The following is a 16028-nucleotide window of genomic DNA, read 5'->3' as shown; positions in this document are numbered from 1 at the left end:
CTGCATGACCGGGAAAGACGTGGCATATAAGCCGGCGAGCACTGTTCGAACGATGCCTGCCATCGTGGTGATGGGCGTTGCCGGCTGCGGCAAGTCGGTCATCGGCGAAGCGCTTGCAGCAGCATTAGGCGCCCTCTTTATCGAAGGCGACAGGCTGCATCCGCCCGAAAACGTCGCGCGCATGGCGAGCGGGCAGCCACTTACCGACGCGCTGCGCGAGGGCTGGCTCGACGCGATCGGCCAGCGCATGGCAGCATCGGTCGCAAGCGGGCAAGGTGTGGTCGCCGCCTGCTCGGCGCTGAAGCGCAGCTATCGCGATCGCCTGCGCGGCTTTTGCCCGGATATCGTTTTCGTCTATTTGGAGATCGACCCGGCAACGGCTAAACAGCGCGTCGGCAATCGCAAGGGTCATTTCATGCCGGCAAGCCTGGTCGACAGCCAGTTCGCCACGCTCGAGGCGCCAGCGGCGGACGAGGCGGCGATAACCTTGGATGGCACGCGTCCGATCGCCGACACTGTCGCGACGGCCTTGAGCCTGCTCGCGCGCTAAAGCGGTTCATCGTTTCATCGAAACGCCGAACCGCTCTATCTGTTGTTTTTGCGCAATTCCCTAGGGAAAGCGCTACGCGCTTTTTCCCGGGAAAACCGTTTCTCACTTTTCCTGGAATTGCTCTAGATCTGCGACGTCAGCTCGACCGGGAAATCGTCATTGTCGGCGTCGCGCATGGCCGCGAGGCTGCGGTTGTCGAGCACCTCGGCGATTGCCTGACGGACCTCCAGCATCATGTGCCGGACCTGGCAGGTCGCCTCGTCGCAATCCTCACAGCGCTGGTATTGCGTGCGGCTGGCGCAAGGGATCGGCGCCAGCGGCCCATCGAGGACGCGCACGACATGGCCGATCTTGATCTCGGAGGCCGGCCGGGCGAGGCGATAGCCGCCTTCCTTGCCCTTGCGGCTCTGGACGAAGCCGGCGTTGCGCAACTCGCCCAGGATGGCATCCAGAAATTTCTTGGGGATGTTGTTGGCGACCGCAATGTCGTTGACGAATGCGAGCTGGCCGACCGGCAGGCCTGACAGATGCACGAGGGCCTTGAGGCCGTATTTGCCTTTTTTGGTAAGCATGCCCGAGTCAACCCATAAAGCCCCAACCACCCGCATCTGGCGGCTGTTTGTGTGCAAATAATGACGGTTTGGCCGTACGATGCCGTTCGTGCAGACAGGCCGCCCGACGACATATTGCGCGCAAACGCGTTGATTCTTCGTAACGTTTTGGCGGGCGGGCCGGTCGGAACGGGCGGAAGCTGCAATTTCGGCGGGCAAATGAAGAAAGCCGGCAAACGCCGGCTTTCAATCAGTTCGCGAGGTTGGCGACGTCAGCGACTGCCGTAAGTCTGGTCGAGCAGGCCGCCCGCTGCAAAATGCTCGGCCTGGACCTTGGCCCAGCCGCCGAAGACGTCCTCCACCGTCAGCAGGCGGACATCGGGAAACTCAGCCTTGTATTTGGCGGCGACCGCCGGGTCGCGGGCCCGCAGGCCGTTGCGGGCGGCGATGTCCTGGCCCTCCGGCGTATAGAGGAAGTCGAGATAGGTCTTGGCGAGATCGCGTGTGCCATGCTCGTCGGCGACCGTGTCGACGATCGCCACCGGAAATTCCGCCAACAGACTGACCGAAGGCGTCACCTGCTCGAATTTGTCGTCGCCATATTCCTTGCGGACGCCGCGCGTTTCCGACTCGAAGGTGATCAGCACGTCGCCGATCTCGCGCTGCACGAAAGTGGTGGTCGCAGCGCGTCCGCCGCTGTCGAAGACCGGCACGTTGTTAAACAGCTTTGTCACAAACTCCTTCACCTTGGCATCGTCGCCCTTGAAGGCTTCCTTGGCGTAGGCGGTGGCCGCGAGGTAGGTGTAGCGCGCATTGCCCGATGTTTTCGGATTGGGGAAGATCACCTGGACGTCGTCGCGCACGAGATCGTTCCAATCCTTGATGTGCTTCGGATTGCCGGCGCGCACCAGGAAGGACGGCAGCGAATAGAAGGGCGAGGCGTTGTCCGGAAAGTCCTTCTGCCAGTCGGCGGAGATGAGGCCCTTCTTGACCAGGAAGTCGATGTCGATGACCTGGTTGAACGTGACCACGTCGGCGCCGAGGCCTTCGGCAATGGCGCGTGCCTGCGCAGACGTCCCGGCATGCGACTGATCGATGGTGACGCCAGGGTGGCCGGCGACGAACGCCTTGTTGACCTGTGCAAACAGTTCGCGGCCGACATCGTAAGAAGCGTTCAGCAATTTGTCGGCCGACCAGGCTTGGGAGGATGCGAGGAACAGGCCGGCCAACGTGGCGACGCCAAGCAAAAATCGCTTCATAAAAACAGGGCTCCTTGAAACACCGTACATCGAATGGAATGCCGAAGAATAGTCGGGCAGTGCTCGACGCGACGAGGCATGCCGGTCGGATCTATGGCCTGGCTGCGAGAAAAGTATTGCTGAAATGGCCCATTACTGGAATTTTCTTCCAAGCGGCCGCATTTCGACGCGTTCTGCCGCCCCCGGTCGTTTCCACACTTCTCTGGTCAGGCTGCGAAATAGATACACATTGTGTATGCGAATGTGCTACAGGTAGGAGAGAGGAGCCCTCATGACAAAGACTACACCAGAGACCCATGCCAAGCCTGTCAATCTCCGCATCCGAGAGGATGTGCGTGTTCTGATTGATCGCGCCGCGAAAATGCGCGGGAAAACCCGTTCCGAGTTTATGATCGATGCCGCCTACCGCGCGGCCGAAGACACGCTGCTCGACCAAGCGCTGATCAAGGTCGATCCCGAGAGTTACCAGCATTACCTCGGCATTCTTGATGCGCCACCGAGTGGTGAAGGTTTTGCACGCCTGATGAATGCGCCCAAGCCCTGGCAGGACTGATGCTTTCGGCGCCCACGCCCCTTGCCGACAGCCACGATCTCGAACTTTTCCAATGCGGGACCGAGAACCTGGATCAATGGCTTCGTCGCAGGGCGCGGATCAACCAGATCAGCGGCGCCTCGCGTGCGTATGTCGTGACGGAAGGCGTGCGCGTTGTCGGCTACTACTGTCTCTCCTCGGGTGGGCTTGATCTTGCGGAAGCTCCAGGCGCCATTCGCCGCAATATGCCAGACCCTGTTCCGATGGTCGTACTCGGGCGTCTCGCCGTGGACGCAAGCTGGCAAGGGAAGGGACTAGGCGCAGCGCTGTTGCAAGACGCCGTTCTGCGCACCGGTCACGCCGCGACGATCCTCGGGATTCGCGGCATTTTTGTTCATGCCATATCGGCTGAAGCGAAAGCTTTCTATGAGCACTACGGCTTTTCGGCTTCCCCGAAGAATCCGATGACCCTGGTGCTTTCGCTAAAGGCGCGTTGAAGGCAATGTCGCTCTGCATGAAAGCGCGACCGCAGTACGGATCCACAATTGCCTTGTAGCTAAGCAGCCGGAAAAAGCTTCCAGCGCCGCGGCCGAAAAGCCACTCGACTTTTCTGCGCCGCCGGATGGTCGACGGGCAATTCGATCTCGACCCGCTGTCGTTCGCCGCCGATTTCGAGCTCGACCCGCCTGGTGCCGGCGACGCGGCGGCTGGCGGCGACCGTGCCGGCGATGCAGCCGTTGCATTCTTCCACAAGATCGACGTCGTGTGGGCGGAAGAACAGCGTCGCTTCGCCTTGCGGTGCGTGTGGCGCGGAAAGCCCGATCGGCCGGTCGGCGATCCAGACCTGGCCGTCCTCGACCTTGACCGGAAGCGAGCTCGATTCGCCGATGAAGCCGTAGACGAAGGGCGAGTTCGGCGTGTCGTAGATTTCGTCGGCGGTGCCGACCTGCTCGATGCGGCCCTGGCTCATCACCACGACGCGGTCGGCAAGCTCCAGCGCCTCTTCCTGGTCATGGGTGACGAAGACCGTGGTATGGCCGGTGGCGTCGTGGATGTCACGCAGCCAGCGGCGCAGCTCGCGGCGCACCTGCGCGTCGAGCGCGCCGAACGGCTCGTCGAGCAAAAGCACGGCTGGCTCGATCGCCATGGCGCGGGCTAGCGCCACGCGCTGGCGCTGGCCGCCCGAAAGTTGCGCCGGATAGCGTTTTTCCAGACCGGAAAGCTGAACGAGGTTGAGGAGTTCCGAGGCGCGGCGGCGGATTTCCTTCGCCGACGGGCGTGACGGCCCGTGCCGGACCTTGAGTCCGAAGCCGATATTGTCGGCGACCGTCATATGGCGAAACAGCGCGTAGTGCTGGAAGACGAAGCCGACATTGCGCTCCTGGATCGACTTTTGCGAAGCATCCTCTTCGCCGAAGAAGATCTTTCCGCGGGTCGGCCGCTCCAACCCGGCAATCAGCCTGAGCAGCGTCGTCTTGCCGGAACCGGATGGCCCCAGCAACGCGATCAACTCACCGGACCTGATGTCAAGCGAAACGTCGTGGAGGGCTGGAAACCGCTCAAACTCCTTGCGCACGTTGGCAACGCGAACTTCCATGCAAATCCCTCTGTCAGTGTCCGCGCGTCGCGGCGATCTCGGCGCCGTAGCGCATCTCGAGAAGTGTTTTCAAGACCAGCGTGACGAGCGCCAGGCCGGCAAGCAGCGAAGCGACGGCAAAGGCGGCGGCGGCATTGTACTCGTTATAAAGGATTTCGACATGCAGTGGCATGGTGTTCGTCAGCCCGCGTATGTGGCCCGACACCACCGAGACCGCGCCGAACTCGCCCATCGCGCGGGCATTGCACAACAGCACGCCGTAGAGCAATCCCCATTTGACGTTGGGCAACGTCACGTACCAGAACGCCTGCCAGCCATTGGCCCCGAGCGACAGGGCTGCCTCCTCGTCGCCATTGCCCTGTTCCTGCATCAGCGGGATCAATTCGCGGGCGACGAAGGGGAAGGTGACGAAGATCGTGGCCAGCACGATGCCCGGCACGGCAAACAGGATGACAATGCCATGCGCCTTGAGCCAGGCGCCGAGCAGGCCTTGCGCCCCGAACAGAAGCACATAGACCAGGCCGGAAATGACCGGCGAGACCGAAAACGGCAGGTCGATCAGTGTGGTCAGAAACGCCTTGCCCTTGAACTCGAACTTGGCGATCGCCCAGGCGGCGGAAATACCGAAGACGATGTTGAGCGGCACCGAGATCGCCGCGACCAGAAGCGTCAGGCGGATCGCCGAGCGCGTGTCCGGTTCGCCCAGCGCCTGTGTGTAAGCCTCGATACCTTTGGCGAAAGCTTCCTTGAAGACGATGATCAGCGGCAGGAGCAGGAAAATGCCGAGGAAGGCAAAGGTCACGATCATCAGCACGGTTCTCGCCGTGGGGCTTTCAGTCACCGCCGGCGACTGGCTCTCGTGGTGCGGCGCGTAGGATTTGATCTCCGGGTCAGCCATAGCGCTTGCGGCTCCAGGTCTGCACCAGGTTGATGACCAGCAGCATGACGAAGGACAGCGCCAGCATGATCGCCGCGATCGCGGTCGCCGCCGCGTAATTATATTCCTCCAGCCGGATGACGATCAGAAGTGGTGCGATCTCGGATTTGAAGGGCAGGTTGCCGGCGATAAAGATGACGGAACCGTACTCGCCGACACCGCGCGCGAAGGCCAGCGCGAAACCGGTGACGATGGCAGGCGCCAGTCCGGGTAGCAGAACGCGGCTGATGATCTGGAAGCGATTGGCGCCGAGCGTGGCGGCCACTTCCTCTACCTCCTTGTCGATCTCCTCCATGATCGGCTGCACGGTGCGTACGACGAAGGGCAGGCCGATGAAGACCAGCGCGATGACGATGCCGAGCGGCGTGTAGGCGACCTTGATGCCGAGTGGCGTCAGCAGGCTTCCGATCCAGCCGTTCGGTGCGTAAAGCGTTGTCAGCGCGATGCCGGCGACCGCCGTCGGCAGCGCGAAGGGCAGGTCGACCATGGCATCGACGATGCGGCGGCCGGGAAAGCTGTAGCGCACCAGCACCCAGGCCACGATCGTGCCGAAGACGACGTTGACGGCGGCGGCAATGAAGGCGGTGCCGAAGCTTATTTCAAGCGCGTTGATGGTGCGGCGATCGGTGACGATCGCCCAGAAGTCGGTCCAGCCGAGCGCCGCCGAGCGCCAGATCAGCCCGGACAGGGGAATGAGGATGATGAGGGTGAGGTAGGCAAGCGAGAAGCCGAGCGTCAATCCGAAACCCGGAATGACGCTCGGCTGCCTGAATCGCCACCCCGCCTTGGCGGGTGCTGTGGTCATGTCGTCCTGATCTAAATGCTACTGGGCCGGCTTGTAGATCTGGTCGAATATACCACCATCGCCGAAATGATAAGGCTGTGCCTTCTTCCAGCCGCCAAAAAGCGGGTCGTCGATGGTGATCAGCTTGATCTCAGGCAGCTTGGCCAGGTCCTCCGCCGGTACCAGGTCGGGCTTCGAAGGGCGATAATGGTTCTTGGCGATGATCGTCTGGCCTTCCTTGGAATAGAGATAGCTCAGATAGGCTTCGGCAACTTTCCGCGTGCCTTTGGCGTCGACATTGGCGTCGACCACGGCGACCGGCGGCTCGGCCAGGATCGAGGTCGGCGGGTAGACGATATCGAAATTGTCGGCGCCGAACTCGTCGAGCGCCAGATAGGCCTCGTTTTCCCAGGCGAGCAGCACGTCGCCCAGCCCTTTTTGCGCGAATGTCACGGTGGCGCCGCGCGCACCCGTGTCGAGAACCGGGACATGCGCGTAGAGATTGCCGACGAATTCCTTGGTCTTGGCCTCGTCGCCGCCATCCTTGGCGCTGGCGTAGGCCCAGGCGGCGAGATAGTTCCAGCGCGCGCCACCGGAGGTCTTGGGATTCGGCGTGATCACCTGGACGTCGTCCTTGACCAGATCGCCCCAGTCATGGATGCCCTTGGGGTTTCCCTTGCGGACGAGGAAGATGATGGTCGAGGTGTAGGGCGCCGAATTGTTTTCGAATTTCGTCCGCCAGTCGGGATTGATCCTCTTCGCTTTCGAGACAATGGCGTTGATATCGCCTTCGAGCGCCAGCGTCACCACGTCGGCATCGAGCCCGTCGATCACGGCGCGCGCCTGCGCGCCGGATCCGCCATGCGACTGCTGGACGGTGACCGTCTCGCCTGTCTCGGCCTTCCAGTGGGCAATGAAGGCCTCGTCGAATTGCTTGTAGAGCTCTCGCGTCGGATCATAGGACACGTTGAGAATGGTGGTGTCGGCAAACGCGAAACCGAGCGTGCCGAACTGGACAGACGTGGCGACCAGTGCGCCGAGCAGTTTCCTGAAATGAGGTTTGGTCATTTCCGCCTCCGTTGAACTCGCGCCAAATCTACCGAATTGATAGAATTTAGATGCATTCAATGTTGCCTTTTTTGGCCTATTGAAGCAATTTTTCGCCTACTTTCGGCGATGCGAGAAACTATTTTCCCCGCATGGACCATGATCGCGCTCCCGACGCGATTATCTAGAGACGGCTAGCTCTTCGGCAATGGCTGCGTCGCGTCCGAAGGTTTCGGCCGGCTATTCGGCGGTAACGGGAAAGTTGAAGCGCTCTCTTGGAAACGGCTCGTTTTCCAGCGTGAAGTGCCACCATTCGCGGGCGTAATTCTTGAAGCCGCCGGCGCGCATCGCCTCGACAAGTTTTTTGCGGTTTGCCGCCGCTTCACTGGCGAGCGGCCTATGAGCCGTTTCGCTCGCCGGATCGAAACAGTCGAAACCGGTGCCGAAGTCGAGCGTGTCGGCATTCGTCGCGCCGCAGGCCGGTTTCGGAGCGCTCTTGCGGTCGGCTCGCGCGATCGCGACATCAACCGTCGATCCGCGCGAATGGGTGGACAGTTCGCCGATATAACCCTTGGTGATGAGATCCTTGCGCTTGACCTTTGGGTACCATTGCGGGTCCGGTGGTCCGCCCGTTTTTGTCCATTCACCCATGTCGGAGACAGCCCGCGCAGGGCGATAGCAGTCGAACACGACCAACGTCAGCCCTTCGGCAGCAATCGCTTTCTGCACTCCCGAAAGCGCTTGCGCCGCTTGCCTGGTGAGGACACATGCCGGCGCATCGTAGCCGCTTACCTTGCGATGCAGGAAATTTTCGAGGCCGGCATAGCGGATATCCTGCCGGATACTGGGATCGATGTCGGCCAGCCGAACAAAGCCGGCGGGGAGGGTGTCAGCAGAGGCCGAGGAAATACCGGCGGCCGAAAGCAAGACGTAAAACCCAATCCCCTGAATCACCTGCCAGAATCTATTCAAGGGAAACTTTCACTCGACGAAAACCTTCACACTGGCCGCGCGTCCCGCCGCGTCGATCACGGTCAGGGTCGAATAGCCGGCGCCGTCCGGCTGCCAGGTCGCGGTGCGCCGCCTGTCAATGCCGACCAGCGGCTTGCCGTTGGCCAGCCAGCGGAATGGTGCGCGGCCGCCCTGCAGCTTGAGCACCAGCGGCGAGGCATCGGCCGAGGAAGTGCCGAGATCGACGCGGGCGCCGTCGGGCGGAAAGATGATGGTTGGCGCAGGTTCGGTCGGCATCGCCTGCACCAGCCCATCGGTGCCGGCGCCGAAGCGCGTCAGCGTCACCGGTAGCTCCTCGCGCTTTGGCCGCCGGACACCGGCCGGCTGGCTTGGCAGCGGCACTGCGGCCAAACCGGAACGGACAAAGCCTTCGAACAGGATGGGCGCGGCCGAGACGTAGCCGGACAGGCCAGGCACCGCGCCGGCATCCGGGCGGCCGACCCAGACGCCGAGCACGTAGCGGCCGTCGAAGCCGACCGACCAGGCGTCGCGATAGCCGTAGGAGGTGCCGGTCTTGTAGGCGATGCCGCGTTGGGCGGCACCCTGGGGCGGCTTGACGCCTGACAGGATGTCGGTGATCTGCCAATTCGCCTGCCCGTCGAGGATGGTGGTGGTCGAGCGTTCGGCGTTCGCCGGCTCGGTGCCGTCATGCAGCGTGTGTGCCTTGCCGCCATTGGCAAGGCCGGCATACAGTTGAACCAGGTCGCGCAGGGTCACCCCGACGCCGCCGAGGCCGATCGCCAGGCCGGGCGCTTCGTTGATGGGCAAGATAGGGGTCACATCGGCCTGGCGAAAGCGCGCCATCAGCCGGGCCGGGCCAACCGCGTCGAGCACGCGGATCGCCGGGACGTTGAGCGACAATTGCAGCGCCTGCCTGATGCTGACATCGCCCTGATAGCCCATGTCGAAGTTTTTCGGCCGATACCCGGAGAAATCGGCGGGGCTGTCCTCGATCAGCGTCTCCTGCGCCACCAGGCCTTGTTCGAAGGCGAGGCCGTAGATGAACGGCTTCAGCGTCGAGCCAGGCGAGCGAACGACCTTGGTCATGTCGATCCAGCCCGAACGGCTGGCATCGAAGAAATCGGCAGAGCCGACCTCACCAAGGATATCGCCGGTACGGGCATCGGCCAGTACCATGGCCACCGAGAGGCGAGGGCCGAGCCTGGCGGCGGCGTCCTTGGCCACCTGCTCCAGCCCTTCCTGGACACTCTTGCGGATCGTCAGTTGCAGCTTCTGGCCGGGGATGGCCTTGGACAGCATTGCATAGGCCGCATGGGCGGCGAGTGCCGGCAAGGTGCGCCGCAGCCCCGACACATCGTCGAGCGCCGCTCGCGCGGCCTCGCGTTCGCCGAGCAGGCCTGCCGAGACCATGCGGGTCAGCACGCGGTCGCGGGCCGCATGGGCGACGTCGAGGTTGCGGTCAGGGCGCCGCTTTTCCGGCAATTGCGGCAAAGCGACGAGCAGGGCCGCCTCCGAGACCGTCAGCCGTTTCGGCTCCTTGCCGAAATAGGCAAGCGAAGCGGCGCGCACACCTTCGAGATTGCCGCCATAGGGCGCCAGCGTCAGATAGCGTTCGAGGATCTCGCGCTTGGAAAGCCGCCGTTCGATCTGGACGGCGCGCAGCATCTGCTTGATCTTCGAGCCGAGGCTGCGGCTGTCGCGCGGTTCGATCAGCCGGGCGAGCTGCATCGATAGCGTCGAACCGCCGGAGACGATATGGCCGCTGGTCGCGAACTGGCCGGCGGCACGCGCCAGTGCCAGCACGTCGACGCCTTGATGATCCCAGAAGCGCTTGTCCTCATAAGTGACCAGCATGTCGACGAACTGCTTGTCGACCTGGTCCAGGCTGGTAGCGAGCCGCCAATAGCCATCCGGCGTAGCGAAGGCGCGCAGCAGCTGGCCGTCTCGGTCATGCACCTCGGTCGAGACCGTCAGCGCAGCTGGCAGCGGCGGCGGAAAAGCGCGGTCGAGCTGCCAGAGGGCGGCGGCGGTGATTGCAGCGAGACCGGCGAAGGAAATGCCCGTGATGGCCGCTCGGCGCAGGAATTTTCTGGAGAGCATGGCGCCGCCCCTCATCCGCCTGCCGGCACCTTCTCCCCGTGAAGGACGGGGAGAAGGGGCTTGTCCGCAACGCTGGCGACCCCCTCTCCCCGTCCTTCACGGGGAGAGGGTAAGGGTGAGGGGCGGCGCTGCATCACGTCGTTAGCTACAACCAACCAGTTTGCGTCCCTCTCCATCGTTACGGCGCCTTGACCTCCATCATGCCGGTGGCGGTGCGGGCCGAATATTGCGGCCGGTACATGTCCTCGATCGTTGCTGCCGGGTGGGCGTAGGTGCCCGGCGTCACTGCGCGCACGACGTAGGCGAGCGTGATATTGCGGTCGCCGTCGCCGTCGTTCGGATTGAACGCCGCGACGAAACGGTCGTCGCGGAATTCGAGATGGGCGGCATCGGTCTGCGCCAGCCAGGAGAAGTTCGTCAATTGGGCGCTGGAGACCAGGCCCGGATTGTCGATCTCGAAGCCGGCCGGCAACAGGTCGGTGATCAGCAGCCGCGAAGGCCAAGTGTTCTGCTCGTAAACCTTGAGCACGACGACATAGCGTTCGTTCTGCTTGACCTCCGTCACGTTGGCCCCTGTGCCGTCGAGCTTGTAGTAGGTACGGCTGATGGTAAAGCCGTTGCCGCCGGCCGGCAGAGGCTGGATCGGCGAGGCCACAGTGGTGACGACCGCCTGCAGCGGATTTCTGCCGGTATTAACGATGGTCAGCGGACTGTCGGCCAGGTCGCTGCCGGCGATCTGGTCCGAATAACCGCCGGCGTGCGGTGCGCCGTTGACGGTCAGCGCGATCGAATCATTGCCGGCCTTCAGCGCGCGGGCCGCCAGCAGCATCCAGGACTCGTCCTGCGTGCTGGTCCACCTGGCGTCGGCGCGTTCCCTGGTCACCAGTTGGATCAGCGCCGGCACAATGGTCGGCACCGGCTTGCTTTCCGCGGCAAGCGCCAGGATCGCCGCGCCGTCACGCAGTGGCGAGCCATAGTCGGACCGGTAATAGTCATATTCGGGCGTCGACTTGGCCAGTTGCAGCGCGGCCTGGAAGGTTGCCTCCGAGCGCTGCGTGTCACCGTAGAGCGCGAGAGACGCCGCCAATTGGGCGACGGCCATCGGGCTGGTAAAGGCTTCGAGCTGGGTGTCGGCATAATAACGCAGATCGCCGACCGAAGCCTTCTTGTTGCGGGCAAGCACATAGAGCGCATAGGCGATCTCGCTGCCGCGATCCTGGACGTCCTGATCGTAGCCGATCGCGTTCTGCAGATTACTCAGCGCCTGGTTCATTGCCAGGGCCGGTACGTCGTACTTCTGCTCGCGCGCCCGGGTCAGGAAATCGGTGACATAGGCGTCGAGCCACAGATCGCCGGAACCCGGACCCCATAGGCCGAAGCTGCCGGCCGAGGCCTGGTAGCTCAGCACCTTGTAGATGGCGTCCTGGACGCGGCCATGCAGATCGGGGTCGCTGGCCATGCCGATACCGGAAGCCATCTCGTTGACGTAGAGAAGCGGCATGGCGCGGCTGGTGGTCTGTTCGGCGCAACCATAAGGATAGCGGTCGAGCGTCATCAGCAGTGACGGCACATCGAAGGCAGCCGCCTGCGAAACGCCGACGCTGACCGAAGCGCCATCGAGCAGGCTTGCCGCCAGCAGTTCCTTGTCGACGCGCAGCGCGCCGCCATTGCCCTTGAGGTCGACGACCATGCGGGTGGTCACCGGCAGTTGCGCCGGGCGCACCGGCACATAGAGCGTCTGCTCGACGGCGGTGCCGTCGGCATGCGCAAGCTTGACGGTGATTGAGGCGTTGCCCGCGGTCTGCGCAATCAACGGCACGGTCAGTGTCTGCCGCTTGCCTTTGGCCAGCGTCAGCTTTTCAGGCAAGGCGGCACTGCCGGTAGACAGGTCGCCCGTCGTGTCGATGGTCAGCTTGTAGTCGCCAACGGGGCCGTCGGTGTCGGCGACGTCGAGCCGCATGACGGCGGAATCGCCGGGCGCCAGGAAGCGCGGCAGGCCGGCGGTGATCACCACCGGATCGCGCACGATGACATCGGACTGGGCATGGCCGACCGCCTCCTTGGTCCAGGCGACGGCCATGACGCGCACGGTGCCGTTGAACTGCGGAATGTCGAAGTCGATCCGCGCCTTGCCGTCGGCATCGAGCTGAACCGGGCCGGAGAAGAAGGCGACCAGCTTTTCGGTCGGCGGACTGCCTTGGGACTGCATGTTGGCGCCGTCGCCGCCGGTGCGCAGCTTGCCGGTCGTGCCCAGCGAGCCGTCGATCAGCCGGCCATAGATGTCGCGAACCTCAAGACCGAGCATGCGCTGCCCGAAGAACCAGTTCTCCGGATCCGGTACCTTGTAGTTGGTCAGGTTGAGGATGCCGACGTCGACGGCCGCGACCATGACATAGGCGTTGGTGCCGGGCTGCACGCCGGCGACGGCGACCGGGATCGACAGCTGCTGGCGCGGCATGGTCTTGTCCGGCGGCGCCAAGGTGACGGCAAGCTTACGCGAGCCGGGATCGAGCTTCAGCCATTTGACGCCGATGGCGCGGGCCGGCATGCGTGTCTCTTGCGCATCGCCCGGCCTGAACAGCGTTGCCGTGACGTAGGCGCCGGCGCCCCAGTCGTCGCCGACCGGGATGTCGACGGTGCTGCCGCCTGCCGGCACGCTGGCGGTTACGGTCTTCAGGAGCTTGTCGGCGCCGATGGTGACGAGCAGCTCGCCGGCAAAGTGCGGCGACACTTTGAGCTTGGCCACTTCACCCGCCGCATAGGTATCCTTGTCGAGGGCGATCTCGAGCCCGTCGGGCGTTTCGGTGGTGGTGGAACTGACATACCAGCCGGCGTCGAACTCGTAGCTGGTGGCCGGGCCTTCCGGATCGGCTGTCTCGATCTCGAGCCGGTAGCGGCCCCAGTCGACCGGCAGCGACATGGTAGCCTCGCCATCGGCGCTCAGGTCGACCTGGCCGTTGGCCACCGCCTTGGTGAAGGTGACCGGCTCATAGTTCCAGGAGTTGCTCGAGCGGTACCACTGGTAGCTGCGCTCGACCTTGACCAGCGACCACTGCGCGCCCTTCAGCGCCTCACGCTTGCCGTCTGGGTCGACGGCGATCAGGCTGAACTTGGCCGTGCCGCCCTGCGGCACCTCGTCGTCGTCGAAATCCGGGCGGATGCCGATCATGTGGCCCTGCGGGCGGATGCCGATGTTCAGCGAGCGCTCGATCGCACGGCCGCCGGTTTCGCGCATCCTGACCGTGACCTTTGCATCGACCAGCTTGGTGGTCGACGGCAATTGATCGACGGAAACCGGGAAGGTCGCCTTGCCGTCCTCGCCGACCACCGGCAGGCCGGTGAAGGGCGTCACCGTCGGTTCTGCCGACTGTTCGTCAGCCAGACCGAAGGAATAGCCCTTGAAGCGGTCCCAGTCGCGGCCGGTCGACAGCGTCAATTCGCCTTCGAGCGCCAGGCCCGCGGCCGGCGCGCCATAGAGAAAGCGGCCGTCGACGGTAATGTTGGCGGTCTCGCCCTGGGCGATCTCCTGCTTGTCGGAGGACAGGTCGAACTCGATGCGATCCGGGACGAAGTCCTCGACCAGAAACATCTGGCTGGCGACCGCCGCCTGCTTGGGATCGGTATGGATCGCCACCGTCCAGGTGCCGCGCATGGCGTTGGGTTCCAGCGGCAGGTCGACCGCGTGACCGCCGGCCGATGCGCCGTCGCTGACGATGCGGCGGTCCTCGACGCCGTCGGGCCGCGAGAAGATGAAGGTCAGCGGCAGGTTCTCGACCGCCTTGGCGGCACTGTCGCGGGCAAGAGCCGCGACATGGACATCTTCGCCGGCGCGGTAGATGCCGCGCTCGGTCCAGGCATAGACGTCGAGCGCGCCAGGCGCCGGCCGTCCGGCGACGCCACGGTCGGACAGGTCGAAGCCGGCGCGGCCCATATCGAGGAAGACGAAATCGTCGCCGCCCTGTTTGGCCATCAGCACGGCCGGCGCCATGCCGCTGTCGCCGCGCGTCAGGCCGGGATTGAACACCGCCCGCCCTTCCGCGTCGGTGGTCGCGGTGCCGAGGATTTCATTGTTCCTGGCCAGCAGCGTCAGCTCAGCGCCGGCGATCGGCTTGGCAGTTGCGAGCGAACGGGCAAAGACGTTCAGCCCATCCTGTCCGGTATAGGTCGACAGGCCGATATCGGAGACGACAAACCATTGCGTGGCGTGCGAATCATAGTCGTCGCTGTGGTCGTCGACGGCTTGCGCGGTCAGCACATAGACGCCGGGCTTGCGCTTCGGCAACGCCTCGTCGATGGGGAAGGAGGTGGTGACTTCCTTGTTGAGATCGTTGGCGATGTCGATCTGGCCTTGCCAGACCGGCTCGCCCATCTGTTCGGAGATGTTCGAAATGTCGTAGCCGTCAAGCTGGCGCAGGAACTGATATCCCGACAGAAGCTGGGCCAGCGAGCGGTCGCCGATGCGGAAGAGCTTCATTTCGGCGGCATTCATGTTGACGGTGACGACCGGTATGCCGCGGCGTGCGCCGGCGGGCAGCACGAAGCTGTCGCCCGTGAAGCGGGCCGAAGGCGCGCGGTCCTGCACGTAGATCGACAGAACCACCGGTGCCGCGGTGACCTCGCCAATGGCGGCCGGCAGGCCGGCGCGGAAGGTCACGTCATAATGTTGGCCGTGCTCGAGCCCTTCGACGCAGATCTGCTTGTCCTTGGCTTCGACGCCCTTGGGAGCGGCGTTGTCGACGGTGACGAACTGGGAATAATCGACGCCGGTCTTGACCAGCTCCTCGGAGAACTGCGCGCAGATGCGTGGCGCGCTGGTGTCGGCATCGACGGTATGATCGATGACGCGGAAGCCCTTGCGGGCCTTGAGATCCTGATAGGCGGCCCTGACTGCCGGCGAATTGACCAAAGCGAGGCTCGCCTCGTAGGCCTGCAGGGCCGGCCTGTAGAGATCGCGGCGATCAAGGCCGTCCCCGAGCAGCGCCAGCACGTCGGCGCGCGTCTTGGTGGTACGCAGCAATTTGTAGGCGTTGAAGGCGGCGGAAGTGGCGTTCGCCGGCAGCGTCGACGGCTCCGAACTGTTGGCGGTCGGATGGACGGCAAGCGTTTCGCGCGCCAGCTCGAGCCAGAGCTGGCCATCATCAGGTAACACCGAAACCGCCGCCTCGTATTTGTGCATGGCCGAGCGATGATCGCCCGTCAGCGCCGACTGTTCGGCGGCCGCCCTCAGCGCCGTCAGCCCCTCGGTCGGCTTGGTGTAGGTCGGGCCAGTGAGCTTGTTGCGGTATTGCTGGGCCTGGTCGGCCATCCAGTTGGGGAAGAAGGCGAGCTCGGGTGGCGCGCCGATGTCGGGATCGCCATCGATGTTGACGACCTTGCCGGCGACGGCGCCGCCGAAGGGTTTCAATGAATTGTAATCGGATTTAAGGAAGCACCATTTGGCCTTGAGGTTGTAGGTGAAGGCGCGGCAGGCCGGGTCGCCGAGGCAGGTGGTCTTGCACTGGTCGAGGCTGACATTCTGGTCGGATCTGAGATCGAAACCAAAATAGTCGGAATTGTCCGATGTCACCACCCGCCGGGCTTCGGCCGCTTGCGCGACCCCGCTCCAGGCGAAAAACAGAAGGAAAAGAATCGATAGACCACGAGCCGCGCGCATTGCCATAAACCCCTCCAGACAAGTGCTTACGTCCAGAAATGTTCAA

General features: G+C 63.7%; 12 protein-coding genes. 3 read left to right on the top strand and 9 right to left on the bottom strand.

Annotated features, from left to right (window positions below; genetic code table 11):
• The first annotated feature begins 52 nt into the window (after positions 1 to 52).
• On the top strand, positions 53 to 550 hold the full coding sequence (locus NKI95_RS11995) for a gluconokinase (RefSeq protein ID WP_352716932.1): 498 nt from the start codon (positions 53 to 55) through the stop codon (positions 548 to 550).
• A gap of 122 nt (positions 551 to 672) precedes the next feature.
• On the opposite strand, the gene NKI95_RS11990 is transcribed toward NKI95_RS11995, so the two are convergent.
• Together NKI95_RS11990 and NKI95_RS11985 are read right to left on the bottom strand one after the other, a co-directional pair.
• Positions 673 to 1122, bottom strand: coding sequence for an RrF2 family transcriptional regulator (locus NKI95_RS11990; protein WP_006202816.1), 450 nt, complete (start codon positions 1120 to 1122; stop codon positions 673 to 675).
• A gap of 251 nt (positions 1123 to 1373) precedes the next feature.
• Positions 1374 to 2360, bottom strand: a complete 987-nt coding sequence (locus NKI95_RS11985) for a sulfate ABC transporter substrate-binding protein (protein WP_352716930.1) — start codon at positions 2358 to 2360, stop codon at positions 1374 to 1376.
• Positions 2361 to 2631: 271 nt separating this feature from the next.
• Here NKI95_RS11985 and NKI95_RS11980 point away from each other — a divergent pair, with 271 nt between their 5' ends.
• Positions 2632 to 2913 (top strand): type II toxin-antitoxin system TacA family antitoxin, encoded by a 282-nt coding sequence (locus tag NKI95_RS11980; RefSeq protein WP_352465242.1) that lies wholly within the window; start codon positions 2632 to 2634, stop codon positions 2911 to 2913.
• Entirely contained in the window at positions 2913 to 3389 is a 477-nt protein-coding gene (locus NKI95_RS11975; protein ID WP_352716928.1) for a GNAT family N-acetyltransferase, read from the top strand. Before NKI95_RS11980 ends, NKI95_RS11975 begins: the two co-directional genes overlap by 1 nt.
• Before the next feature lie 59 nt (positions 3390 to 3448).
• Here the strand turns inward: NKI95_RS11975 and NKI95_RS11970 are convergent, their stop codons facing one another.
• The 7 genes from NKI95_RS11970 to NKI95_RS11940 form a co-directional block, all read right to left on the bottom strand.
• Positions 3449 to 4489 carry a sulfate/molybdate ABC transporter ATP-binding protein gene (locus NKI95_RS11970; RefSeq protein WP_352716926.1) on the bottom strand — a complete coding sequence of 347 codons (1041 nt, stop codon included), beginning with the start codon at positions 4487 to 4489 and terminating at the stop codon, positions 3449 to 3451.
• Positions 4490 to 4502: 13 nt separating this feature from the next.
• Positions 4503 to 5387, bottom strand: a complete 885-nt coding sequence (gene cysW, locus NKI95_RS11965; RefSeq protein ID WP_352716924.1) for a sulfate ABC transporter permease subunit CysW — start codon at positions 5385 to 5387, stop codon at positions 4503 to 4505.
• Positions 5380 to 6231: a sulfate ABC transporter permease subunit CysT gene (gene cysT, locus NKI95_RS11960; RefSeq protein ID WP_352665961.1), complete on the bottom strand. Its 852-nt coding sequence runs from the start codon at positions 6229 to 6231 to the stop codon at positions 5380 to 5382. The genes cysW and cysT overlap by 8 nt, the downstream gene beginning before the upstream one ends.
• Before the next feature lie 18 nt (positions 6232 to 6249).
• A complete protein-coding gene (locus NKI95_RS11955; protein WP_352716922.1) occupies positions 6250 to 7278 on the bottom strand; it encodes a sulfate ABC transporter substrate-binding protein in 1029 nt (342 codons plus the stop codon).
• Positions 7279 to 7497: 219 nt separating this feature from the next.
• A complete protein-coding gene (locus NKI95_RS11950; protein WP_352716921.1) occupies positions 7498 to 8229 on the bottom strand; it encodes a M15 family metallopeptidase in 732 nt (243 codons plus the stop codon).
• Between the two features lie 9 nt (positions 8230 to 8238).
• Entirely contained in the window at positions 8239 to 10329 is a 2091-nt protein-coding gene (pbpC, locus tag NKI95_RS11945; RefSeq protein ID WP_352716919.1) for a penicillin-binding protein 1C, read from the bottom strand.
• 178 nt (positions 10330 to 10507) lie between these two features.
• Positions 10508 to 15988, bottom strand: coding sequence for an alpha-2-macroglobulin family protein (locus tag NKI95_RS11940; protein ID WP_352716917.1), 5481 nt, complete (start codon positions 15986 to 15988; stop codon positions 10508 to 10510).
• Between the last annotated feature and the right edge of the window lie 40 nt (positions 15989 to 16028).

Source organism: Mesorhizobium sp. M0306, assembly GCF_040321655.1.
Lineage (GTDB): Bacteria > Pseudomonadota > Alphaproteobacteria > Rhizobiales > Rhizobiaceae > Mesorhizobium.
This window is presented reverse-complemented; position numbering and strand designations above follow the sequence as displayed.